The sequence below is a fragment of the Phycisphaerae bacterium genome (assembly GCA_012729815.1).
Taxonomy (GTDB): domain Bacteria; phylum Planctomycetota; class Phycisphaerae; order JAAYCJ01; family JAAYCJ01; genus JAAYCJ01.
This window is the reverse complement of sequence record JAAYCJ010000053.1, coordinates 1-24089: the sequence shown is the minus strand read 5'-3', so window position 1 is coordinate 24089 and position 24089 is coordinate 1. Positions and strand designations below refer to the sequence as shown.

Sequence of the window (24089 nt, the reverse complement as noted above, 5' to 3'; positions counted from 1 at the left end):
TCCATCAACAAGACCACAAACGGCGAGACGTTGGGAATGCAGTCCGACCCGACCAGCACGTCGGCGTCGGGATTGCCCGCTTTGTATCCCAGATAGGCCGCCTTCATCGCCGTTGCGAAATCGGTCGGCCAGCAGTGAGAAGAACCGTTCGGTTCGTTCCAGAACTCCCATGCCGTCACGTTGTCCGCCATCGCGGCGGCCGCCTCGCGGCAGAACCGGTAGACCGCGAACAGATCGTGCGGCAATCCGCTGGGAGCGTGACGATCCGGCAGGCCTTCCAGCGTCCAGGCCGGCATGTCGTGAAACACCTGACAGACCCCGATGCCCCGTTCGGCCAGCAGCGCCGCGTTCCTGGCGAAGTGCCCGAAGTCAAACACGTCCGGCGCCGGATTGCAGCAGGCCCACGACATCCGGTCGCGGACCATGGTCAGTCCCGCAAGCCGCTGAAGGTCCGCCATCACCTCGGAGACGTTGTGCGGCTCGAATACGTTATCCCACTCGCTGGCCCAGCTCTGCGCACTGTCCATCGCATACGCACTGTCGCGGTTCGGCGTCCGCGATGAAGGATCGACCACCACCGCCAGCGGCGTCGGCGGCAGCCACGACGACTGATCGGCGGACTTCAGATGGAGTCGATAGTAACCCAACGCCAGTTCGCCAACCTCCAGCCGCCCACAGCCCTCCCACTGTCCCTCGGCGACCTGGCTGCCAAGCCAGTCCGTCACCCGCCACTGCCACTGGTGCTTGCCGTAGTCCCGCCGGAAGCCGAATCGAACCGGCTCGCCGCGGACAAACACGTTGCCCGGTCGATCGGCCGCCAGCCGCGGCCGCACCTCGAGCCGCGAATACGGGTCGCGGACCAACGCGATCGCGTCGATCATCTGGACATAAAGCCCGTCCTGCCGCGGCTGATTGACCGCCAGGCTCAGCCGATGCCCGCCCGCTGAAAGCTCGACCAGGTCGATCAGCGTCCAGGTGACAGCCGACAAGGCGCCCCAGCCGATCGGGGCCCGAACCGCCCGCGTCACGTCGCGCCATTCGCCCTCATCGATCCGATACCGGATCGGCGAAGTCCAGGGCGTTCCGGTCGGCTGGCCCGCCACCATCAGCAGGAACTTTCCGCCCGTCTCAACGTTGAACGCATAGGCCGTTTGGTAGTCGCCGGCTGCGGATTGGTACACCACCAGTTCCTTGCCGCCGTAACAGGCCGCATCGTCGCGTGCGAACCAACCCGCCGCCGTCTCGCCGGTCTCGCCTTCGATCCATACATCATGCGCCGGTTGTTCGGGCGGCGCGATCGCCGGAGCCGCCAGGTCCGTCAGGTCGGCCGGCGTCGCGGCCAGGGCGATCAAGGCGATCATGGGCAATATCTGGCAGTACAATCGCATGCATGTCTCCGTATCGCGGCTCTTATGGTCCAGGTCCTTCACTTGGCGGTCCTCTCGTTGATTACGCGTTTCGTCTCGCCGTTGGACAGCACCACGTTGGCCCACGTGGCGGTCAGTGCGTCCGGGGTGGCCAGGCAGGCGGTCGGCTGATTCGTCCGAACCGTCGTATTGGCCATCCGCGCGGCCGGGGCGCCGCCGTCCTTGGGTTTGCCAAATCCGATCAGCGGACGCTCGCGCTGGGCCTCCAGCGTGAACGTCAGGTCGCAATTCTCGATCCGCCCGGCCGGGCCGAGCTCCAGCAGCGGCGCGGTGCCGTCCATCGCGCCGGTCTGATCGCCGTAGAGCAGCCCGGTCCGCTGCGCCTCGCCCACCAGCCCGTACGTCGCGCTGGCCCGGCTGCCGATCAGCACCCCGTTGACCCGTGCGAACGTCGCCGGCCCCTCGATCGTGCCCGAATACGTCAGGTTCGTCAGCGAGCCGTAGACGTCGAACGCGCACGTGTTGGCGCCCGACCCGACCGAGCCGAGGTACACGCCCTGCATGGTCAGCGAATTGGCGCAATGGCTCGTGACAACCGGTGCGTGTTTGCCCACCGCCTGCAGAAACGACTCGCCGCTGAAGGTCACCACGCCCAGCGAGTGCGGCGCATTCAGCAACTCGACGTATGAGTTCGTGTAATTGAACATGCCCTTGTGGTCCGGGGCGTCCGGTTTCTCGCCGTTGAACGCCCAGAGCACCACCGGCCGGTTGGCGTGAATGTAAAGGCTGCGGTAGGTGTGCTCCTCGGCGGCGTAATTCCAGATGCCGATCGAGCCGAGCCCGCCGTTTTGCTGCATCGCGTCGCCCAGCGAGATCACCACGTGGTAGATCTGGTTCTGCGACTGCGGGCACGCCTTCGGACAGCCGGTGAAGATGCCTATCGAACTGGGATTCCCGCCGCCGGCGACCAGGTGGACCCGCTCCATCTCCAGCCACTGCGCGCCGCTGGTCTCGACGATCGCGTGGTGATCGCCGGTATCGCCGATGATCTGCGTGCCGATCAGCGAGGCGCCGAAAATCCGCAGCCCGTCGCGGTGGATCGTGCCCGCCTCGCGGGTGTTCGTGCCGTTGAGGGTCCGCGTGATCCGGTACCGGCCGCGCCCCAGATCGACCGCCAACACGCGGCTTGTGCAGGCGTAGTCCACCGCCTTCTGCAGCGGCTCGATATCGTCGGCTTGGCCGTCGCCTTTGGCCCCGAACCACTGCGGCCGGATCGCCTCGACCTTCGGCTCGCCCGCAATTTTGCCCTTGCCGGCAAAGATCGTCCACAGCCCAGCCTCGACGCAGCCGTCGATCGTCAGCGTCTTGCCCTCGGCCACCGCCAGCACCGCGCCGCAGCCGAACCGCAAACACACGTTCGACGGGACGGTCAAGTCGCCGCCGATCGCATATGTCATGCTGCCCGGCAGTTCGACCGTGCCCGCCGCGTCGGCCAACTGCCCGACCGCCCAAGCCAGGCTTCCCTCGACGTTCGCGTCGGCGTGATCGGCGATCGCGGCATCCGTCCGCACCAGCAGACTCCCTCCCGTCGGCTGCGGCGGATTGATCACCAGCCGCGGATTGTGCACGCTTCGCGCCCCCGCCGCCGGATTCCGCGGATCGACATCCGCGCGGTAGAACCGTATGGCCAGATATTGACCGCCGCCGCCCAGCGTCTTTCGCACCGCCTCGGTCAGGTCCACCCGGCAGGCAAGCGACTCGGACCCTTGACTCGGACCGGCCACCCGGCCCAGCGGCTGCTTCGCCGCTGAATCGTAGTCAACCCCTTCAACGTCGCCACTGCCGGGAATCACCGCCGCATCAAGCGTCGCCGCGGGCGTAAACAGCGGCTGAGAGTCGAACAGCAGCACCGCCTTATCGACCGCGATATCCTTGACCGCGCCGAGATCGAACTCCACCACCATCCGCCACTCGCCCTGGTCCGGCACGTACCCGCCGATCGGGTTGTCCGCCTGCACGTAGTCGTTAGGCAACAGCCCAGCCGCGCCGACCGGCTTGAGCTCCACCGTCGCGGCATCGGCGCCTGCCGCCAGGAGCACCGCAACACCCAGAACCGCTGAGAATAAACGCACCATTCAAGCTCTCCAACGAGACCTACTTGGTGATTTCGTACATCCGGTAATAGCGTGCGATGTCCGTCATCGCGTCGAACCACTCCGAGTGGCCGTCGATCATCAGCAGGTTGCCGCCCGTCGCGTGGTACGGCCCGCTGTGGCCGTAGAGCGATCCGGGCAGAGGAAAGTAATGCGCGGTGAACCACACGCCGCCGCCGAAGATGTTGTCCTTCCAGAATTCCGAGAGCAGCGTGGTTTCCGACGGCTGGGGAACCTGGTCCACCTTGATGCTCGTGTAGGCCGGCTGCGGGCACGGATACTCGCCGTTGTAGTTGATCACGTACGGGCTGGTCGCGAACGACCGGGCCACCTCGCCGGCCGGCCGCGGGTATGGATCGCTCGGGCACCGCAGGATCGCCGCGCAGTCGCGAAGCTGATCGACCGCCGCCGGCCGGCCGAAGATCGTGGCGAGGTAGATTTCGTCCCATCGCGGCGGAATGTGCACCCGCCCGGGCAGTCCGCCGATGTCCCCGTTCGTCTCGCCCGCCCACATCACCGCACCCACGCCGAGCTGCCGCAGATTCGCCAGGCACCGCACCCGCTGGGCGCTTTCCCGCGCCGCGCTCAGCGCCGGCAGCAGGATCGCCACCAGCACCGCGATGATCGCCACGACCACCAACAGCTCAATCAGCGTAAACGATTTCGAATGTGAAGGAGCCGCCAACCCGTTCATGTTCATGCCTTCCTCAAATCAGCCATCAACAATCGGAAATCAGCAATTCCTCGCCTTCTCTGTCGACTCCCGGATCACCAGCTCCGGCTGGATGATCAGCCGTTCGGAACCGCTTTCGGAATCGGCCGGTTCCGAACCGAGCTTGCCCTTGATCAGCCGCCACGCACCTTCAGCCATCCGGTCCGTCGGCAGGCGAACTGTGGTCAGAGGCACCGTGCACTCAGCCGCCGCGTCGATGTCATCACAGCCGATCACCGAAATGTCCCGCGGCACACGCAGCCGATGCATCCGTAGCGACGAAACCAGGCTGATCGCCAGCCGGTCCGTGCTGCACGCCACCGCCGTCGGCCGTCGGCCCTCGGGCATCTTCGCCAGCGCCTCAGCCAACTCCATCCCGCCGTGAACCGGATCGGCTGTATCGAACCGCTCGAGCCCCTCGCCGCCCACCTGCCGCCACGCCTGGGCGAACCGCTCGGCCCGGATGCTGTGAATCCGCAGGCTGTTGTCCCGCGTCCGGCCAGCGCTGAGGTACAGGACCCGCCGATGCCCCAAAGACCGCAGGTGCTCAGCCGTCAGGTCGCCGACCCGGCCCTCATCAAACCCGACCACCGGATACGGCAGGTCCGGCACGTCCACCTCGCCCAGGATCACCACCACAACCCCTTGCGAGATCAGCCGTTGTAACACGTCGTCGTTGTTGCCGGGCTGACCGCGGGCGATCGCCACCGCGTCCACCCGCTTGGCCAGATATGCCTCGAGGTTCCGCCGCTCGCGGGCGCCATCGAACTCGCTGGAACTGACGAACACCGAATAGCCGTCGGCGTGACAGGCATCGTCCATGTACGTGAAGAAATCGGTGTAGAAGTGGGTCTTGAGCGTGTGCACCAGCACCCCGATGGTGTGCGTCCGGCCCGTTACCAACGACCGGGCCAGCTCGTTTCGCACGTAGCCCAGTTCCCGCGCCGCCTCCAGGACCCGCCGGCGCTTCTCGTCGCTGATCCCGATGTTGGTCGGCCGGTCCGCGTTCAGGACGGCGTACACCGCCGCCCTCGAGACCCTTGCCCGGCGGGCCACCTCCACCACGGTCGGCTTCTTGGATACCCTGGTCTGCTCCATGGCCGGTTCTCACCTTGCGTTCAATGCGCCTATTGCACGCGCAATAGCGACTAGACGCCAGTATAGCACGCGCAATATTCGGAGTCAATAGGCTTGTTTTCGCGTAATTCTGGTTCCCGTATTCGGCCCTCTGGGGCACGACCCGCCGCATCCTCGAGAACGTCCCAGCCGACGGCCTCCAACGGCGGTGAAAACATCCCCCATCGGACGTCCTATCGTGTGGGTCCCCGCCGATGTCCGCGACCGGTTCCTGGGTCGTTCCCGCCTTTGGCGGGTCTGGACCTGCACACCATCAACTGATATTCACTCGGGCTCATCCCACAGAGCCGCTTGAAGCAGCGAGAGAAGTAATTCGAGGCGCTGTATCCCGTCCTGGCGGCGATTTCCTTGACGCTGAGCCTGTTTTCACGCAGCATTTCCTTGGCGCGTTCCATTCGAATCGTCGCCAGCATGTCGGTGATCGAAACGCCGTACTCCTGCGAAAACGTCCGCGACAGATGAAACGTGCTCGTCTCGTGCCGCTTGGCGAGGTCCACCAGACTGACCGTCTCGCAGTAGTTCTCCAGCAGATGCGCCCGCACCTTCTCCGCGAGCCGCTTGCGCCGGACTTCCGCCACCGCCGCCCCGGCGTTCGCGTCGGACGCATCCGATATCGGCGTCGAAAACCGCAGGATCGCCAGCAGCGATTCCATCAGAAGCATCTGCATCCTGTACTCGGCAGCCGGCGAGGTCGAAACATACTCACGCTCGAACTCGGAAATCAGAAGGTGGACGTGATGCTTCTCCCCCGACGGCAGCTTCAGCAGCGTCTCCGCCGACATCGACTCCAGGAGCCCTCGCCCGGCCGGCCAGTGAAAGAAGATGTACTGGAACCGGCAGGGCTGATTCCCGTACCTCAGGTCCCGATGCCGGGTCCGATGCGGCAGAACGATCGTGTCGCGAGGCCCCAGCAGAAATCGCTTTCGGCCGACGACGATCTGGGCCTGCCCCTGCTGAATGTGGATCAACTCATCGGTGCCGGAGAAATGCAGCCGATTGCCGTTGAAGTCGGAATGCATCAGGACGTCCAACCGATCGATCGTCGGAGGCGACGCCATCGCCCGCGCGACGAGGATCGCCTGCTCCTGCCGCGAATGCGTTTCCTTCTTCGTCATAGCTCGCAAGCCACAAGCAAAACAATGCAGCCCTTAGCAGAAGTCTACTCTTCCGGGCGTTTCGTTACAAGCTAGAATGGAAATAGCCGTTGAGCAAGGTTCATTTCCCTGGTGAGGTGGATATGAAGAAACTCAAGATCGGACTGGTTGGCCTGTCCCGCGGCAAGGGCTTTCTGAACGTATTTGCCGCCCATCCGGACGTGGAAGTCTCCGCCCTCTGCGACGTCGACGAATCGCGAATCGACGCGGTGGCCGACGGATTCGCCATCAACGAGCGGCAGTGCTTCACCGATTACGACGGTTTTCTCGATGCCGGGATGGACGCCGTCATGATCGCCACGCCCATCCCGATGCACACCGAACACACCGTCAAGGCCCTTCAGAGCGGCCGCCACGTCCTGTGCGAGCAGACGATGGCCTACACCGTCGAGGAATGCCGCGAGGTCGTCGACGCGGTGAAGAAGTCCGGCATGAAGTACATGATGGCCGAAAACTACACCTACTTCGACTACGTCATCCAGTGGAAGCGGATGATCGACGAAGGCAAGCTCGGCAAAATCTACTATGCCGAAGGGGAGTACATCCACGAGATCATCCAGCTCCTGAGAGACCCTGACACCGGGCAATACCGTTGGCGGCACGAACGGCCTCCGATCTGGTACTGCGCCCACACCCTCGGTCCGCTGCTGACCCTCATGGACGACCGCGTCGTCGCGGCGTGCGGCCTGACCACCGGATTTAACAAGTGTCCGGATTACGCCGACCATCCGGGTTTTCTGGACATCGAGATCGGCCTGTTCAAGACGCAGAAGGGCGCCATCGTCAAGATTCTCCGCAGCCAGGTCGCCGCCCGCCGGCACATGGTCTGGTATTGCCTCTACGGCACCCACGGCCACCTGGAGAACAGCCGCATCCCGAAGGAGAAGGAGGGGCCGGGGCATTCGTTGTTCATCGATGATCCACAGACGCACACGATAGCGAAGGGAGACGAGCCCATCTTCTACGTGAACGACAAGACCGCGCCGCCCGAAGCCCAGAAAGGCGGCCACGGCACGTCGGAATACCACCTCATTCGGGAATTCATCAACGCCATCAAAGAGGACCGGAACCCACAGATCGACGTGATCCGCTCCTGCGATTTCACCCTCCCGGGAATCGTCGCCCACGAGTCCGCCATGCAGGGCGGCCAGTGGCTGGACGTGCCGATGTTTTCCTGGTAAAAACTGCTGTTCGCGTGGATACGGAGTAGGCAAACGAAAGGACAGGTATGAAGTCGGGAATCGACGGTTCGAAATGGGTCGCTATCGCGACAATAGTGTTCTTTATCTTGCCGGCGTCGCCGGTATTGGCGGAGGAAACGGACATGATTTTGTTGGCCGGCGATCCGGAGAGCATTGGACGGACCTGGGGGAAAATGAACAAGGAGGCGATCATTCAGGATATGAAGACCACCTACCTCGACCCGGCGGAGGAAGCGGGCCTCAGCCGGGAAACGCTCATCGAGCGGGCGGCGGTCTACAATCGCATCACCGAGACCATCGCGCCCCATCGGCTCCAGGAGAACCGCGCCATCGCCAGGGAAGTCGGGCTGGATGAGGACCTCTATCTCGCCTTCTGCGGGAGCGTGTCGCGAAAGCGGTTCCTGAAAGCGAGCGAATCCGAAGACAAGCTCTCGCCGCCGGTGACCGACGGCGACATCATCGAATGCACCTCCTACGCCGTGCCGCGCAGCCGGGCCAAGGATGGCGCGATTCTCTTCCACAAGACCCGCGACAACGTCGATCGTCCCCAGGTGGCGGTCATTGTGGAAAACGCCACCCCGGGCGTCAACAAGTTCATCGCCGTAACCGATATCGGCTCGCTCAGAGGGCTGTCCATGGTCGTGAACGACAAAGGCCTGGCCATCGCGGGCGACTACCCCGCCGCGAAGAAGAAGGATTCCTCCACGCTGGTCCTTCCGGACGCGCCTCCGAAATACCGCGGCTTGATGGGCGGGGACATTCTGCGCTACATGGCTGAGAAGGCCGCGTCCTCGAAAGAGGCCCTTGCCATTCTCGAGGATTTCGTCAGGAAAGGCTACTACGCCGGCGGCGACGTGAACGGGCAGCACCTCCTGTTCGTGGACAAAGACGGCGTGATCATCGAAGCCTGCAACAACGCGCAGCACGTCGTCTCGAAGGTCCACGATAAGGAAGCCTACTTCAGCCGGTTCAACAAGGAAAAGCCCGTCCTGAGCCTTCGGGCGGCCGACCAGGTCGATTTCGCGATGTTCCAGAACGTCCAGCGGGAACGGCCCATTCTGACCGGACAATCCATTTCGGGAATGACCGTCGAGATCGACCCGGACCACCCGGAAACTCTGACGGTGGCGTGGGTGTCGTTACCGGCGCGGGTGGCGGCGTTCCCGCTGTTCATGGGTCAGCGACGCACGCCCAAACCTCTCGTCGACGGCGCGGCCTATGCCCTGGGCAAGCGCACCGCTGACTACAGGCAGGAGGGATGGAAGCAGCAGAGAACCCGCTGGGCCGCATTGGAAGCCGCCATGCACCGGGAAAGGACCGACCTGGCGAACGACGTGAGGGACAGCATCGAAGCCGGTAATCCGCTGGATGCGGACATCCAACGGCTGGAGGACTTCTCCCGCGCTCAGGCGACAGCGCTGATCGAGGTGCTGCGCAATACCAACTGATGATCGCGTCCAGCCTTCTCCGCTGCGGCGCACGGTGATTACTGCTTGGACCTCAGGCTGAACCAGTCGATCCGCCGGTCATCCGGCGCCGGCTGGGAGAGGGCCACATCCGTCCGGTCCTTTCGCCAGGCGTCGCGCTGGTAGAGCCGGCCGGGGGCGTCGGGGCCGTAGTAGACCGGGATCCGCTGGTTCATCACGTGCGAATGGCCGGTGGTCGCGTTGTTCGGGTCGGGCTCGACGGCGATCACCGTATCGCCCTTCCAGTCGGCCTGGAAGCGGTAGCTCTGGAATCCGGGGTTGCCGATCGTAACCGCCTCCCGCCGTTGAGGCAGCGGATAGGCCACCTCGATCTGGTCGCCCCGGCGCACCGCCCCCATCTCCACGAACGGACCGTTCCATTTTGTCTGGACGTTCCGGCCGTTGAGCCGGACGTTGACCTGCTCGGGCCGCAGATCGGATGACGGCCGGAACCGCAGGCGGCAGTCTTGCAGCATCTGGATCGTCGCCCGTCCCTCGAAGGGGGCAAAGCCGGTGATCCGCGCCTCAGGCACCCGCTTGCCCATCAGCATGTTGACGCTGAGTTGTCCGTCGGCGAAGGTGGCGATGTTGCTCCAGACCTGGTGCAGCCCGCGGACGCCCGCCCCCGCGCAGCAGTTCTGGATCGCCCGGACTTTGCCCCAGTATCGCGGCTGAAGCTCCTGGGACTTGACCCACGTGAACCGCTGCTGTTCCTCGGCGCAGGCCAGCATGGCGTGCGGCGCGCTCCAGCCGGCAAAAGACCCCAAAACCCGCTGACGAATGCGGCTGCGGATGATGTCCTCCTCGTCCGGCTTCTCCGGCGTCTGGGCCAGCCACGAGGCGTCGCGAACCTGGACCTCCATTAGGTGGTTCCTGGCCGCCTTTTCCGCCACATCCCAGTATCCCGGGTCCACGTGGCGGGCCAGCAGCAGCACCGCATCCAGGTAATCCATCAACGTGCATGTCTCGCAGGCCACCAGGTCGTCCGGCCGCTGGGCCACCTCGGGCACGAAACCGAACGACGTGCTGATCGACCGTGACCAGTCGAAGATCTGCCGGACGCGGTCGCGCACGCGGTCATCGCCGGTCACCAGAGCCCACGCCAGCATGCCCGCCTGGCAGCCCAGATGCCCGTGATGATGACCCTTGAAGCTGCCGTCGGCGGCGAAGTGTTCGGAATGGTGGAGAATGCCCTTGGTCAGCTTGCCGGCGAAGTCGATCCAGTCGGGCCGGTTCATCACCAGCGCCGCCTGCATCATCGGCCGGATCAGCGTGCCGCCGAAATACACCTCAATGCGATTGATATACGCGTAGTCGCCCTCAAAGGTCGCCCGCCCCATCAAGCCGCGGCAGGCGTTGGCCAGGCGTTCCCGCACCTCGCGGTCCTCCGGATCGTACATCGCCCACGTGGCCAGCATGTGGATGTACCGCGCCTGGTCGAACAGTTCGGCTTCGTGGTTGGCGATCATGTCGTTGGGCCGGTACGCCAGCCCGTCCGCCTCGACGAACCCGTAGAGCCACTTCCGCAGCGCCGGGACCGTCTCGACCAACCCGCCCACCACCGGCTCGATCATGGCCGCCGCCTCCAGGTACCGCGCGGGCAGATCGACGTAATCCGGCCAGTCGAAGACCGCCTCAGCCGGCTCGGTGCGGAACACGTTGAAGTATGTCCGGCCTCGCTCGTCGACCAGCGCCTCGGCGTGCGAGGCGAACAGACGCATCGGTTCTTCAAAATTGACGGTGGTCTGCGTTTTCATCGTTCTGAAGTCTCCTGCCAAAGAAAGGGCCTAGTATACCGCCGCGACGATACAAGACAATGGGCTGTTACTGGCCGTCGGTAAAGAGCAGGAGGCTCGAGGCGGGCATGGTGATCTCCTCGCCGGCCTGGACGCTTCGGCGGTCGTCCTGTTGCCAATCCGAGGTATCGAGCACGAGGAACCACGCCCCGCCGGTCGGCCCGGGGATGATTCGAAACGCCAGCGGCTCATGGTGGGCGTTGACCAGGACGAGGAAGCTGTCGTCGGAGATCGGCTGGCCCTGCAGGTCCAATCCGCGAATGTGATTGCCGTCCAGCATGATCTGAAGGGCGTGGTCGTCGGGACGGTCCCACTGTTCATCGGTCATGGGCTGACCGTTCGGCTGATACCAGGCGACCTCCGCGGGCTGACCCGTACCCGAACCGCGGATCCACCGCCACCGCCGGAAGATGGGATGATCGCGGCGCAGGGCGATCAGCCGCTGCGCGAACTCGTGCAGATCGCAGTCGCGATGCTCCCAATCGACGTACGACGTATCGTTGTCCTGGCTGTAGGCGTTGTTGTTGCCGTGCTGGGTCCGCCCGATCTCGTCGCCGTGAAGGATGTGCGGCATGCCCTGCGAGAGCAGCAGGGTGGCCAGGAAATCCCGCTGATAACGAGACCGCCGCATATTCACCTCGGGGTCGTCGGTGTGCCCTTCGTGCCCGCAGTTGAAGGAAATGTTGTACTCCTCGCGCCCCCGATCGTCTTCCTGATTGGCCTCGTTGTGGCCGTGGCTGTACGAGACCAGGTCGCGCAGGGTGTACCCGTCGTGGCAGGTGACGAAATTGACGCTGGCGTACGGCGGCCGGCCGCCCTTTTCGTACAGTTCCGCGCTGCCGGTAAAACGCCGGGCGAATTCGCTCCGGGTGCCCGGATCGCCGCGCCAGAACTTCCGCACGTCGTCGCGGTACAGCGCGTTCCACTCGCACCATTGGACGGGAAACTTGCCCACCTGATGGCCGCCGTCCCCGACGTCCCACGGCTCGGCGATCAGCTTGGCCTGCGAGATCACCGGATCCTGGTGGATGATGTCGAAGAAGGCCGAAAGCCGGTCGACCTCGTGCAGCTCGCGGGCCAAAGTCGGCGCCAGATCGAACCGGAAACCATCCACGTGCATCTCCGTGATCCAGTAGCGCAGCGAATCCATGATCATCCGCAGCACGTTCGGGTGATTCATGTTGAACGAGTTGCCGGTGCCCGTGGTGTCGTAGTACCGCCCGCGGTGGTCGGTCACCAGCCGGTAGTAGGACACGTTGTCGATGCCCTTGTAGGCCAGCGTCGGACCCAGGTGGTTGCCCTCCGGCGTGTGGGTGTAGACCACGTCGAGGATCACCTCGATCCGCGCCTGGTGCAGCGCCAGGACCATCTGCTTGAACTGCTGGACCTGCCGGCCGGGCGGGCCGGGCGAGGCGTACTCGTGGTGCGGGGCAAAGAAGTTGATCGTGTCGTACCCCCAGTAGTTGCGCAAGCCCTTCTCCAGCAGGCGCTGGGCGTGGATGAACTCGTGGACGGGCATCAGTTCGACTGCGGTCACGCCCAGATCGGTCAGATAGTCGATGACGGCCGGATGGGCCAGCCCGGCGTACGTCCCGCGCAGCTCCGGCGGCACGTCCGGGTGGCGCATGGTGAAACCCTTGACGTGAAGCTCATAGATGACGCTTTCGTGCAGCGTGGCGTCGGGAGGCGCGTCGTGACGCCAGTCGAAATACGGATTGATCACGATGCAGCGGGGCATGAACGGGGCGCTGTCGGCCAGATTGGGCGGGCCGTCGGGATCGCTCTGGTTGTGGCCGTAGACCGCGGGGTTCCACTGCACCTGCCCCTCGATCGCCTTGGCGTACGGATCGAGCAGCAGCTTGGCCGGGTTGGCCCGCTGGCCGGACGCCGGATCGTACGGCCCGTGCACGCGGTAGCCGTACCGCTGACCGGGCGCCACGTCCGGAAGATAGCCGTGCCGGCAGTGCTCCGTGCTTTCCGGCAACTCGATCTGCGTCTCCTGACCGCCGTTGTCGAAAAGGCAGAGCTTGACCGCCTGGGCGGACTCGGTGAACAGCGAAAAGTTGGTCCCTCGCCCGTCATAGGTGGCCCCGAGGGGATACGGTTTTCCCGGCCAGACGCGCATACCACACCTCCTCAGGCACGGACCGGATGCCGCTCCATCCGCGACTCGTGCTGCCACATGTCCCCGTTGCGGCCGAGCGACTCCTTGAGTTGCTCCGTGGCCGAATCGAGCTGCTGCAGGAAGTCCGCCGACAGATCCACGCCGGCCGCCTCCGCGTTGTCGGCGGCCTGCTCACGGTTCCTGGCTCCAACGATCACCGCGGCGACCTCCTCGTGGGCCAGCACCCACGCGACGGCGACCCGGTCCATCGGCTCGCCGACCGACCGGCACAACTCGCGGACCCGGCCGACCGTCTCGAACAGCAGTTCCTCTTGACCCGATTCGCCATGGGCCGCCTCGGGCCACCGGCTGGAGAAAAACCGCGTCTGCTTGCGCCCGTCCGGCACGTCCTCCATTGACTCGTACTTGCCCGTCAGAATCCCCTGGGCCAGCGGGCTGTAGGCGAGAATCCCCAAGCCCTTCTCGCGCGAAGCCGGCAGGATCTCGAATTCGATCGCCCGCCACAGCAGGCTGTACGGAAGCTGGTTGGTCTGCACCGGCCCGGACTGCAGGTCGTGCAGGTACGAGGTCCCGAAGTTCGAAACGCCCAGCGTCCGAATCTTGCCCTCGTCGCGCAGCGCCATCAGCGCGGCGATCTGGTCCTCGACCGCCACCTCCGGACTGGGCCAGTGAATCTGGTAGAGGTCGATGTAGTCGGTTCCCAGCCGCTGGAGACTCTCCTCGCACGCCCGCTTGATCTGCTCCGGCCGCGAATGCCGGGGCCCGACCTTCGTGGCCACCACCGCGTCCCGGCGACGGTCGCCCAGCCCCTCGCCCAGAAGCTGCTCCGACGATCCCTCGCCGTAGTCCTCCGCCGTATCGAAGAAGTTGATTCCCCTATCCAGACTCGTGCGGATGGCGGTCAGCGAATCCTGGTGCGACTGCGATCCCCAATAGTCGCTGCCGCCCGAGACCGTCGCCCACGTGCCCATGCACACGCACGAGACCTCGATATCCGTGTTCCCCAATCGTCGGTACTCCATGGCTCTCATCTCCTTGGGGATCCCTCCCGCCCGGCGCGCCGCACGACCGTTGCGGCCACGTGGAAGACAGGTTCCCCCTGGTCAGCACTCGCCATTCCCCCGAAGCCCAGGATGGCAGTATAAACCTATCCGACCGGCATGTCAAGCCTTCACCCATTCTCGCGATTCGACAACCCGACAAAAGAAGAATAGACTTTCTGTAGGCAACCAACGTCAGGGCAACACGCTTTTCCCGCGATGAAGGAAAACCCGATGGCCCACAGAAGGATCACCAACGCCGAGATCGCCGACGTGCTCGACCGGGTGGGCGACCTGCTCGCAGGACGCGAGGAGAATCAGTACCGCATCGAAGCGTATCGCACAGCCGCCCATAACGTTCGCACATGGCACCGCCCGGTCCTCGACCTGGCTGAGACCGACGGCGAAGAGAACCTCCGCCGGATCCCCGGCATCGGCGGCAGCATCGCCGCCTCCATCCTCGAATACATCGACACCGGCCGCCTCAAGCTGCTCGACCGCATCACCGACTGGGTCGTCATCTACGCCGAAAAGGACAGCCGCCAGCACCAGTACACCGTGGTCACCCCGCAGCGGGGCTACCTGGCCGGCCGACGGACCGTGCGCGGACGACTCCGCGAGTGCCGCCGGTTCTACGAACACCTCGACGCCGAACCGGCCGACGCCCCGCTCTTCGTCGAACCGCAACGCCTCCCGTAGCCGCCTGCGCCGATACGTCCTATTCGCCGACCGCCAGCTCGAACTCCATCCGGCCCGCCGGCGACTTGATCAGTACGCTCTGACCGTCCTGGGCCACCGTCCCTTTGCCCGACGGCGCCACCCGCCGGCCGCCCGGCAGACGCACGTGAACCCGAATCCACGCCGATCCGCTGCCCGGCCGCACGTCCAGGCTCACCTTCACCACGCTTGCCGCCGCGTCGAACCGCATCGTCCAGGAGACCGGACCAAAGTGCGTCGGCGCGCGCTCCACGCCGACCTCCCGACCCGACGCCAGCCAGCTCCGCGGTACGCCGCGGCCCACGTGCAGGCCCTGATCCTCCTCCATCACCATCATGTCCCGCACCGCCCGCAACACCGCCACCGGCGTAAACAGATGCTGACGATCGCCCGTGCACGTCTCCGTGCCCGGCGCCGGACCGCGCTCCTCGCACCAGGTGTACAGCGGCGTGCCGTGGTTCAGCACCGCGTAGAAGTACTCGGCCACCTTGTCGCCTTCGCCGCGCACGAGCTGGGCCTGGCCCAGATTGTCCAGCGTGATCGCCACCCACATTCCGTCCTCGAGCCATCCGGTGTGCATCGGAATCCCGCCCGGGCTCATCCGCGACTCGATCTTGCGGATCGTCCCGGTGATCAATTCGTGATCCGCCGGCAGCAGCCGGCATGGAAACAGCGCGTTCAGCGCCCCCCACCGGCTGCCCGACGTCTTGCCCGGCGCCGCGGGAATCCACCGGTAGCCGTCCTCCTCGATCGCCCCGTCCGCCAGCGACATCAGCAGATCGTCCAGCGCCTGCTGATAGTTGCTTTCCAGTTCCTTCCGCTCCGGCCTATCGAGAATGGCTGCCACCTCCGCCGCCACCTGGTCGGCATAGGTCGCCCAGAAATTGTGCGGATAGAACACGCCATAGAAATCGTCATCGTCGAACAGCCCGCAATCGCCCGCGCCCTTCGGCATCAAACCGTAGGTCAGCGGACGCCGGCCATCCGCCAGCTTCCGCGTCCGCTGACGCTGGGCGTGCAGAAACCGGCTCGACGCCAGCAGCCGCGGATACTGCCGCTCCAGGTATGCCCGATCGCCCGTCAGCTTGTAGTGCTCGATCACCGCCCACGACTTGAATCCCGAGCTCGACCACCAGTAGGCACTCCACCCTTCCGGATCGGCCCAGTCGCCGTTGGCGCCCTGCTGCTCCAGACAGAACTCGTAGCCGTCCTCCGCTTCGCCCGGATAGCCGAACTGATCCAGACAGATCGCCATCACCGCCGGCTCCGCGTTGTTGGCCGCCCGGTACACCTCCGTGCCCGCCATGCCCGCGATCTGTCCGGTGAGCGTCGGCTCGCGCATCACGAACAGGTCCGCCAGGCTCGCCCGCACCGCCTCGCCCACCCGCGGATCGGGAATGTGCATCGGAACCGCCCGATCCAGCCGCTCGCGCCACTCGCGGATCGCCGCCTCGAGCTGGCCCGCCCAGTCGCCCTGCCGCAGCGCCGGCAGATCGGCTTTGTACGCCTTGTACGGCCGCACCAGCCAGCCCACCGCGCTCTGCCCGGCCGCCAGCGTCCAGACCATCCCGATCCCCGCCTTGTGCGCCACGTACTCCTGCGCGCCCAATCCCACCACCAGCACCCGATCCGACCGGTCCTTCCAGCCGGAGATGATCGAATCCACGAACTCCATCTCGCCCAGCCAGGCCAGGTTCACCCCGTTGGCCCACGTGTAGCTCGAATCGCAGTTGACCACGAACCGGTGCAGCCGATCGCCGGTGTTCGTGACCTCGATCCGAGTCACCGCCGCCGTCTCGCCGCCCGCGACCGTCAGCCGAATCCGCCCGCGAGAATCGCCGTAACAATTCTCCAGCACCGGCAGATCGCCCTCAAGCCGCCGCCACGTGCTGCTCGGAACCGCCTGCCCGTCGATCTCCGTCTTGATCCACAACTCCCACGTCGTCGGCGGAGCCACGAACGTCGCCGCCTCGTAATCCGCCATCCGGTGGTAGCTCCACGCCATCCGCAGCTCGCCCGCCTTGGCGTCCAACAGCGTCTTGTCCGGACCATCCGGCCGGCACACCGTCAGCCGGTGCGGCGTCCCGAACGAATAAGCAAAATCCACCTTCGATCCCGTCGTATTCCCAGATGACACGTTCATGAAAATAATCCTTGTGTACGACCCGCGTTGGCGGCGGGCATCGCCCACGCTACTCGGTATTCACATGTTCACAGTGGACATCGCCCCGCCACGGCCCGCGGGCCGAGGCCATGTCAACCTTCACCTCGCCGAGGGTCAGCCCTTCGACGTGTCGGCAGTATAGCCCAAACGGAACCGGCTGGGAACCCCAGACATCCGGAACCGCGACATCCGCCGACTCGATCGTCCCGTGCACCTCAATCCTCACGTCGCTAAGCCGAAAGCCGCGGATCGGATTGCCGGCCAACCCGCCGATGTAACTGCTGCCGGCCGCCCGCGCGGTCAGGCCGCGGATCGCCACGTCGGCGATCAGGCCACGCATCGGCCCGCCCGTCTCGTTGCCCACCCACGCGAAGATCGGCCGCTGCGCCCGGTCCATCACGACGTTGGAAAACGCGACATTCTCGATCTCCACGCCCTCCTGGATGTACCGCGCCGCCTGCTCATCGGCGGGCAGGATCGAAACCAGATCGATCCCGATGTGCGTGTCCGTGATCGCCAGGTTCGAAAACGCGCAGTTCCGGATCGGCGCGTCGCCCTCGTAACCCACCCGCACCGCACACGTGCTCGACGAGAGCACACAGTTGCTGACCACCACGTTCTCGCACGCCTGCCGCCGTCCCAGCCACTTCGCGTTGCTCTTGAGCGCGATGCAGTCGTCGCCCGCGTCGATCCGGCAGTTGGAAATCGTCACGTCGCGGCAGCAGTCCACGTCGATGCCGTCCGTGTTCGGGCCGTTGCGCGGGTTGGCGATCCGCACCCCGTCGATCGCCGCGCCCTCGCCGCCCAGCATCCACAGCGTAAAGAACGGCGAATCGACCAGACTCACGTCCCGCACCACCGTGTTGCGGCAGTTGACCAGGTACACCAGCGCCCGCGGCCGCGCCGCCTTCGGCCGCAGCGCCGTCGCGTTGATCATCTCCGACGTCCACCACGACGGACCCCGCCCGTCGATCGTCCCGCGACCGGTCAGCGCCGCACCGTCAAGATCCTCGCCGTAGATCAGATATCCGCCTTCGCCGCCCTCGTAATCGCCCGGCGAGGTGCTGCCCTCGAGCACCGCGCCGGCCTCCAGGTGCAGCGTCACGAAACTGGCCAGCCGGATCGTTCCGCACACGTACCGGCCCGGCGGAACGTACACCGTCCCGCCGCCGCGACCCGCGCACGCGTCGATCGCCGACTGGACCGCCCGCGTGTCCAGCCCGCCGCGGCCCGCGCCGTGCGCACACACGTCCACGAACCCGCTTTCGCCCGTCATCATGGTCATGCTCCAACGTGCGCTACAGCAACTCCACGCTCATCCGCGTCAACCCGCGATTGATCTTCAGTTGCACCGGATAGTACGAAGCCAGCCAGAACTTGCCGTCCTCGCGCGAGTAGTGGCCCCAGCCGTACCGGAAAATCGTCCGGCTGTAGTGCCCGTCCCACCAGAACCCGCCGATCCGAAGCCCCGTCGGCATGGCAAACTCGATGCTGTTGAGGTACGCCTCATCCGCGTCGTTCTCGATCCACACCTCAAACCGCTTGCCCACCGTCTCAGCCGAGACGATCCGCACGTGCTTGCCCGGCAGGTCCGACCGGAACACGATCGAATTCTCGCCCTTGGCCAGCTCCGCGAACAAGATCGCCAGGTTCTTCGGCCGAATCGTCTTGAACCCCTTCAACGCGCCGCCGATCGTGATATCCTCGTCCTTCACGTACGACGGAATGTTCGCGTGCCACAGGATGGCTGCGTAGTCCGGATCGCCGTCGTAGGCGGTCAGGTCGAACTGCGACAGCTCGTAGTGCACGCCCTCCGGCCGGATCACCAGGCCCGTCCGAACGTTGGCCGAATGCTTGATCCGCAAATACACCCGCGGCTCGGAGTCGAACGGATACTCATTGACGATCTGCTCCTCCGGCACCACCGGCGTGTACGAATACCGCCGCACGTAGTTGAACCCGCGCCCGCGGTCGAACCAGAACTGCCGCTTCGACGACCCGTAGAGCACCAGCGGTGGCACGTGGGCGTCCTTGCCCCGGTTGCGGACCTCCGGCAGCGGATCCTCGTGGTGCTGAACCATCTCCGCCGTATCGCCCACATGCGCCCGATGCCAGTCCGCGAAGCCCGCGAACGTCACCGGCTTGGCCCCGCAACGCAAACACTCCTCGATCTGCGTATACAGCACCTCGGTGTTCGCCGAGTTGAACGTCGGATACATGTCGTGCAGCTCCGGCGAAATCTCGTCCTCCGACAGCCAGATCGCCTCAAGCTGCAGCGGCAGATGGCCGTACGGGTTCCACTGCGCCCACGACACCGCCTCGCGAATGAGCTTGCGGTGCAGGTCGTACTTCTCCAATCCTTCGCTGCGATTCGCCAGCTCCAGCGGATTGCTGCAGAACCCCGGACCGCCGTGCTTCGAGTGCACCTCCGCCCGGTTGTAGATCGCAGCCGACGACATCCCCCAGTGCAGCCCCAGCACCCGCTTCTGCCCCGGCGCCGGGTCCGGCACCGAGTGGTTCTTCGGACTGATGTAGAACGGGTACGGCACCGAACCCTTGTGGTTCATCCCCTCGCAGAAGTAGTTCCAGCAATACCCCCACGACACGTCCATCCCCAGTTCCATCATGATCCGGATCGTGTCGGCGTTCGTGCACGGCGTCGAAAGCGTCCGCGTGGGAACTCCGATCGTTCGGTCGAAGTAGTCCTTCAGATACGAAAGGCAGACCTTCTGCTCATCGTAGTCCATGTCGTGGAACGCCCGGGCTCCCACCGCCTCCGCCTCCTTCGACTGAAAATCCTCGCCCGGACGCTTGAGCCCGCAATCCTCCACCCAGCCCTGGTACACCTCCGGCTGGTTGTCCAGCACCGCGCGGGACGCAATCCCGCCCTCCATGATCGTCACCTCGTCGCCGTACTCGTGGACAAAACGCTTGAGCTGCTCAGCGTGCTGCTGCAGACCCGCGTACGAACACATCCACGTGACCGGAACCTTGTAGATCCGATGGCAGAACCGGTCCATCTTCTCCACCGCCTCCGCCAGTCCGTGGCAGCACGGCGGATCGCGCCACATCGTCCACTTCGGCATCGGAATCAGGTGAATCGCGCACGTCATGAACAAATTGTCTTTCTGCTCGAACGGCTTCGCCATCGCATTGCTCCTTTAAGGGCGTTCGCTGAACGCACCACGACCTTCAACTCGTCAAATCTCAGATAGCTCCGAAACTCTCCGCCTCCACCCGGCCCATCGCACCCTCACTTCCGGAAAAGAATCGGCACGTCCGCGTAGCTGATCGACGACGTCGCGTGACACAGCGGCGAAAACCACAACGTCTGCTTCGTCCCGTCCGGAAACTCCACCGGCACGTTCGCCGACGCCCCTTCCACGCTCAGCGGCGCCGTCGGTCCCAACTCCCAGAACGACCAGTCCGGAACCGGATCGCCCGAAACCGCCACCCGTCCCGCCGCATCCGCCTCAACCTCCAACCGCGGCAAACCCTTCGGCAGCGACGCCGGTACGTACTCCGCCGGCACCGTACTCCCCTCCTCCAGCGTCTTGCCCTCCACGTTCCAATAGTACGTCATCGGGGCCAGCACCACCGGACCGTACCGCAGCACCACCTTGTCCTGGTACTCCTGCAGCCAGTGGCCCACTCGCCCGGCGATCCGCACCGTCAACTCGCCCGCCGACCGCTGCTCCTCCACCCGCGCATCCCAGATCGTCTCCGGCACGCGAACCTTTAGCGCCATCCCCTCCGCCAGCCCGCTGGCTGTGATCGTCGCCTCGCCGCCGGCGGGGAACGACGTGCTCACCGTCACGACAATCTCCCGCCCGTCATCGCCCGGCAGTGCAAAACGCCCCGGCGTCAGCAAATTCACCCACACCGTCTCGCCCCGCCGCGTCACCGCGTGCCGACCGTACTCCGTCATCGCCAACCCGCCGTGCTCCGTGCAGCACCACCAGCACTCATTCATCGGACCCATCAAATACCCCACCGGCGAAAGGTCCCGATGCCCGAACCCGCCCGTGGCGAACTGATTCAGGAACAGCGCATTCCACAAGCTGTTCTGGGCCACCGCGTACGGCTCGTCCTCCCCGTTCAGCAGCCCGGCGTACAGGTTCATCATCACCCAATCCGCGATCGAACACCCCTCATTCCGAAAACTCCGCGGAAAACACTCGCTCACGCAGCCGTCGGCCTTCTGAATCTGCTCGTCAATAATCATCCGCCGGAAGTACTCCGGCTTTTCGTTCCACGACATGTCGCCCGTGTACAACGCCGCAAGCTGCAAGCCGCGCATCGTGCACATGAACCCATGCGAATGCTGATTCTCCAGCGTCTTGATCCCCGAACCGATCATCGCGGCAAAATCCAGATACTCCCTCCGCCCCGTCAGCCGATACAAGCCCGCCAGCGGCTCGGTCACCCAGAAAATGATTAGACACCCCTCAAAATCCCCGTGCGCCTTGACCCACTCGTCCTTGCGGCTCAACAGCCAGTCGCCCAGACCCGCCGCCGCCTCCAACGCCCGCCAATCGTTCGTCAGATCGAAATAGCGGATCAAGCCCGGAAACAGCCGATGGCTGGCGCTCCACAGATGCTCCTCCGGCGCCGTCGTCTTCGCCTCCCAGTGCGCCGCGTACCGACCGATCAGACCCGACGGCCGACGCTGACGCAATATCCGCTCGAAAAGCTCCACCAGCCGCTCGTCCCGCCGACCGTCCATCCCCTCAGCCGCCGACAGAAACTCCAGCGTCCGACCCGACAAATCCCCCGTGCACCAGTGCGCGTGCCGACTCGATAGGTCCGGCCGCTCCAGATCCATCAAAATGAAATCCAGCCGGTCCATCGGATGCAGAGCCGTACGCTGACGCGCCAACCCGATCCGATACGCCAACGCAGATGAAGACAACACCGGCCGCGAAATAGAGAGGGGGGATGGGGTCATGATGGGAACCTGCCTGTTCGGGTTCGAGAAATCTCGCCGAATTACACGCTTCCGATCAAATTGTTAACTGTTAACAATCCGTCGCCACTCCCGAGATTATAGCATCTCTCCAGCCTTCTTCAACCCACAACCGATTTTTCGTACGGGCAGGCCTTGTGCCTGCCCCTGGGTATCAAACGCCCCCCGCCCATCAGCCCCGAAGGGGCGGCAGGCACGTAGCCAGGGGCGAAAGCCCCTGGTCCCGAAGGGGCGGCGGAAAGACTGTCGCCCCGCAAGGGCACGGCCCCTTTCACCCGAGGTGAACGATAATCCCATACGGCAGTACGCCGACCCCTTGACGAATAAGGAACATCAAACCAGAATGCTCCTCGAACTGCAGGATCATCAGCCCTGCAACGCAAAGACCGTTTCGTAAATCACATTCAACTCAAGAGCTTCTGATACAAAGGAAATACTCGTGAACCTCAGACGCTCCCTCGAGCTGGCCGGCCAAAACCTGCTGAACTGCACGCTCCCCACCAAGCACCATCTGCCGACGTTCCAGGTGATTGCCGGAAACGACCATCGCGTCAGGATCACCTTCCACGTCCCGTGCCACAACCTGAACCGCTGGTGGGACGCCATGCTCCGCCTCCAAGCCGCCACGGGCTTTGCCGTCGCCAAAGACGTCGAATCGCGCATGCTGGCGAACTTCAGGCGATTCTTCGACAACTCCGACGGCCTGTGCCTGGTGCCGATGGATCTGGAGGGCGTCGCGCCCACGTTCTATCCGCACTCCTTCCGCGAAAACATGCTCGCCTTGGGGGCCATGGTCCAGTACCGCAACGGCGACTGGGCCGCCGATACCGGACGACGGATGCTCCAAAAACTCCTGGCGATCCGTCAGCCGACCGGCGCATGGGACTTCCGCAAGATCGACTACCACGAGAAACTGGCGGAAATGAACGGCCGCGAGACGCTCGAGCGCCTCCCCTATCGCGGTCGTATCTTCAGCGAATTCGACCCGAACGTCGGCTGCGACGGCCGGATGATTGAGGGCCTGGTGCATTACTACCGCCAGACGGGCCAGGCGGAGGCGATGGAGCTTCTGAATCTCCTCGCCGAGTTCCATCTTGCCCATTCGACCCGCGCCGACGGGACGATCAATTTCGAGATCCACCCGACGCACACCCACTCGTACCTCAACACGATCAAAGGCCTCCTGTTGTTCGGCCTGATGACGGGCCAGCGACGCTTTGTGGACGCGATCGAGGCCACGTACCGTGTCTCCATCCGCACCCGCGTCGTCAAGGAGTCCGGCTTTGCGTCTCATGATTTCCTCCAGGACTGCCTGAGCGAGGTCGCCTCGACGATGGACGCCGCCGAAATCGCGATGCACCTGGCCTTGAACGGCTACCCGGAATACTTCGACGACACCGAACGATGGCTGCGCAGCCGAATCCTGCCGTCGCAGATAACAGAGACACCCGAACTGACTCCCATCGAGGAATTCGCGAAGGCCGATAACGGCGACCAGACCGTCCAGGTCAAAGCCAACTCCACCGCCCTTGGACGGGAGGACTACCGGAATCTGCGCGAACGCATGATCGGCGGATACGGATGCGGCATCGAATATCCCAATAGCGCGAGCTACGTCTATACCGATGTCACCGCCTCCGTGCTGCATGGGCTGACCGAGGTGTACGCCAATGTGGTCCAAGACACCCGAGCCGGCCTGGCTGTACACCTGCACTTCGACTACGAGGACGATCGCGTGAAAATCTCCTCGCAGCGGGCAAAAGCAGCCACCGTGGTCATCACACCAAAGACGAACCGCAATGTCCTGGTTCGCATCCCCGCGTGGACGCCCGCGGATTCGGTGCGCCTCTCAGCCGACGGTTCGCCGGTACGCCCGATCATGCTGGGCCGATACGCCTTCGTGCCCGCCGGACCGAAACCCAGCCCGATCGCCCTGACCTATGCCTTGCCCACGCGCCAAACCTGCGAAACCACCATGGGCCACGACTTCGTCTATTCCTGGCGCGCGGACCAGATCATCGCCGCCACCCCCAATACCGATCTCTTCCCATACTATCCATCACCGTAGAAACGAACGAACCATGCAGGCC

General features: G+C 64.6%; 16 protein-coding genes. 4 read left to right on the top strand and 12 right to left on the bottom strand.

Annotated elements, in window-relative coordinates; all coding sequences use genetic code 11:
* From GXY33_04165 to GXY33_04145, 5 genes are all read right to left on the bottom strand, one after another.
* Window positions 1-1388, bottom strand: a 1388-nt coding sequence (locus GXY33_04165) for a hypothetical protein (protein NLX04324.1), incomplete at its 3' end; no start/stop codon positions are given.
* A 38-nt stretch (window positions 1389-1426) separates the two neighbouring features.
* On the bottom strand, window positions 1427-3502 hold the full coding sequence (locus tag GXY33_04160) for a hypothetical protein (protein NLX04323.1): 2076 nt from the start codon (window positions 3500-3502) through the stop codon (window positions 1427-1429).
* 19 nt (window positions 3503-3521) lie between these two features.
* On the bottom strand, window positions 3522-4214 hold the full coding sequence (locus GXY33_04155; GenBank protein ID NLX04322.1) for a prepilin-type N-terminal cleavage/methylation domain-containing protein: 693 nt from the start codon (window positions 4212-4214) through the stop codon (window positions 3522-3524).
* Between the two features lie 39 nt (window positions 4215-4253).
* Window positions 4254-5330, bottom strand: a complete 1077-nt coding sequence (locus GXY33_04150) for a LacI family transcriptional regulator (GenBank protein ID NLX04321.1) — start codon at window positions 5328-5330, stop codon at window positions 4254-4256.
* Window positions 5331-5542: 212 nt separating this feature from the next.
* Window positions 5543-6484 (bottom strand): AraC family transcriptional regulator, encoded by a 942-nt coding sequence (locus GXY33_04145; protein NLX04320.1) that lies wholly within the window; start codon window positions 6482-6484, stop codon window positions 5543-5545.
* Window positions 6485-6606: 122 nt separating this feature from the next.
* Between GXY33_04145 and GXY33_04140 the strand changes: the two genes are divergently transcribed.
* Both GXY33_04140 and GXY33_04135 read left to right on the top strand, forming a co-directional pair.
* Complete coding sequence (locus tag GXY33_04140) at window positions 6607-7704, top strand: Gfo/Idh/MocA family oxidoreductase (GenBank protein NLX04319.1); 1098 nt, start codon at window positions 6607-6609, stop codon at window positions 7702-7704.
* 143 nt (window positions 7705-7847) lie between these two features.
* Window positions 7848-9173 carry a hypothetical protein gene (locus GXY33_04135; GenBank protein NLX04318.1) on the top strand — a complete coding sequence of 442 codons (1326 nt, stop codon included), beginning with the start codon at window positions 7848-7850 and terminating at the stop codon, window positions 9171-9173.
* A gap of 38 nt (window positions 9174-9211) precedes the next feature.
* Here GXY33_04135 and GXY33_04130 read toward each other — a convergent pair whose 3' ends face one another.
* From GXY33_04130 to GXY33_04120, 3 genes are all read right to left on the bottom strand, one after another.
* A complete protein-coding gene (locus GXY33_04130) occupies window positions 9212-10948 on the bottom strand; it encodes a hypothetical protein (protein ID NLX04317.1) in 1737 nt (578 codons plus the stop codon).
* 67 nt (window positions 10949-11015) lie between these two features.
* Entirely contained in the window at window positions 11016-13112 is a 2097-nt protein-coding gene (glgX, locus tag GXY33_04125) for a glycogen debranching protein GlgX (protein ID NLX04316.1), read from the bottom strand.
* 11 nt (window positions 13113-13123) lie between these two features.
* Window positions 13124-14134 (bottom strand): aldo/keto reductase, encoded by a 1011-nt coding sequence (locus GXY33_04120; protein NLX04315.1) that lies wholly within the window; start codon window positions 14132-14134, stop codon window positions 13124-13126.
* Window positions 14135-14386: 252 nt separating this feature from the next.
* Here GXY33_04120 and GXY33_04115 point away from each other — a divergent pair, with 252 nt between their 5' ends.
* On the top strand, window positions 14387-14851 hold the full coding sequence (locus GXY33_04115; protein ID NLX04314.1) for a hypothetical protein: 465 nt from the start codon (window positions 14387-14389) through the stop codon (window positions 14849-14851).
* A gap of 19 nt (window positions 14852-14870) precedes the next feature.
* Here the strand turns inward: GXY33_04115 and GXY33_04110 are convergent, their stop codons facing one another.
* From GXY33_04110 to GXY33_04095, 4 genes are all read right to left on the bottom strand, one after another.
* Window positions 14871-17012, bottom strand: coding sequence for a hypothetical protein (locus GXY33_04110; GenBank protein NLX04313.1), 2142 nt, complete (start codon window positions 17010-17012; stop codon window positions 14871-14873).
* A 49-nt stretch (window positions 17013-17061) separates the two neighbouring features.
* A complete protein-coding gene (locus tag GXY33_04105; GenBank protein NLX04312.1) occupies window positions 17062-18312 on the bottom strand; it encodes a hypothetical protein in 1251 nt (416 codons plus the stop codon).
* Between the two features lie 19 nt (window positions 18313-18331).
* On the bottom strand, window positions 18332-20182 hold the full coding sequence (locus tag GXY33_04100; protein ID NLX04311.1) for a hypothetical protein: 1851 nt from the start codon (window positions 20180-20182) through the stop codon (window positions 18332-18334).
* Between the two features lie 104 nt (window positions 20183-20286).
* Window positions 20287-21858: a hypothetical protein gene (locus GXY33_04095; protein ID NLX04310.1), complete on the bottom strand. Its 1572-nt coding sequence runs from the start codon at window positions 21856-21858 to the stop codon at window positions 20287-20289.
* Between the two features lie 580 nt (window positions 21859-22438).
* Here GXY33_04095 and GXY33_04090 point away from each other — a divergent pair.
* Window positions 22439-24067: a hypothetical protein gene (locus tag GXY33_04090; GenBank protein ID NLX04309.1), complete on the top strand. Its 1629-nt coding sequence runs from the start codon at window positions 22439-22441 to the stop codon at window positions 24065-24067.
* The last annotated feature ends 22 nt before the right edge of the window (window positions 24068-24089 follow it).

Coding starts and splice junctions, on each gene's coding strand:
- GXY33_04160 (NLX04323.1), bottom strand. CDS start 3,502: ATGGTGCGTTTATTCTCAGCGGTTCTGGGTGTTGCGGTGCTCCTGGCG.
- GXY33_04155 (NLX04322.1), bottom strand. CDS start 4,214: ATGAACGGGTTGGCGGCTCCTTCACATTCGAAATCGTTTACGCTGATT.
- GXY33_04150 (NLX04321.1), bottom strand. CDS start 5,330: ATGGAGCAGACCAGGGTATCCAAGAAGCCGACCGTGGTGGAGGTGGCC.
- GXY33_04145 (NLX04320.1), bottom strand. CDS start 6,484: ATGACGAAGAAGGAAACGCATTCGCGGCAGGAGCAGGCGATCCTCGTC.
- GXY33_04140 (NLX04319.1), top strand. CDS start 6,607: ATGAAGAAACTCAAGATCGGACTGGTTGGCCTGTCCCGCGGCAAGGGC.
- GXY33_04135 (NLX04318.1), top strand. CDS start 7,848: ATGATTTTGTTGGCCGGCGATCCGGAGAGCATTGGACGGACCTGGGGG.
- GXY33_04130 (NLX04317.1), bottom strand. CDS start 10,948: ATGAAAACGCAGACCACCGTCAATTTTGAAGAACCGATGCGTCTGTTC.
- glgX (NLX04316.1), bottom strand. CDS start 13,112: ATGCGCGTCTGGCCGGGAAAACCGTATCCCCTCGGGGCCACCTATGAC.
- GXY33_04120 (NLX04315.1), bottom strand. CDS start 14,134: ATGGAGTACCGACGATTGGGGAACACGGATATCGAGGTCTCGTGCGTG.
- GXY33_04115 (NLX04314.1), top strand. CDS start 14,387: ATGGCCCACAGAAGGATCACCAACGCCGAGATCGCCGACGTGCTCGAC.
- GXY33_04110 (NLX04313.1), bottom strand. CDS start 17,012: ATGAACGTGTCATCTGGGAATACGACGGGATCGAAGGTGGATTTTGCT.
- GXY33_04105 (NLX04312.1), bottom strand. CDS start 18,312: ATGATGACGGGCGAAAGCGGGTTCGTGGACGTGTGTGCGCACGGCGCG.
- GXY33_04100 (NLX04311.1), bottom strand. CDS start 20,182: ATGGCGAAGCCGTTCGAGCAGAAAGACAATTTGTTCATGACGTGCGCG.
- GXY33_04095 (NLX04310.1), bottom strand. CDS start 21,858: ATGGATCTGGAGCGGCCGGACCTATCGAGTCGGCACGCGCACTGGTGC.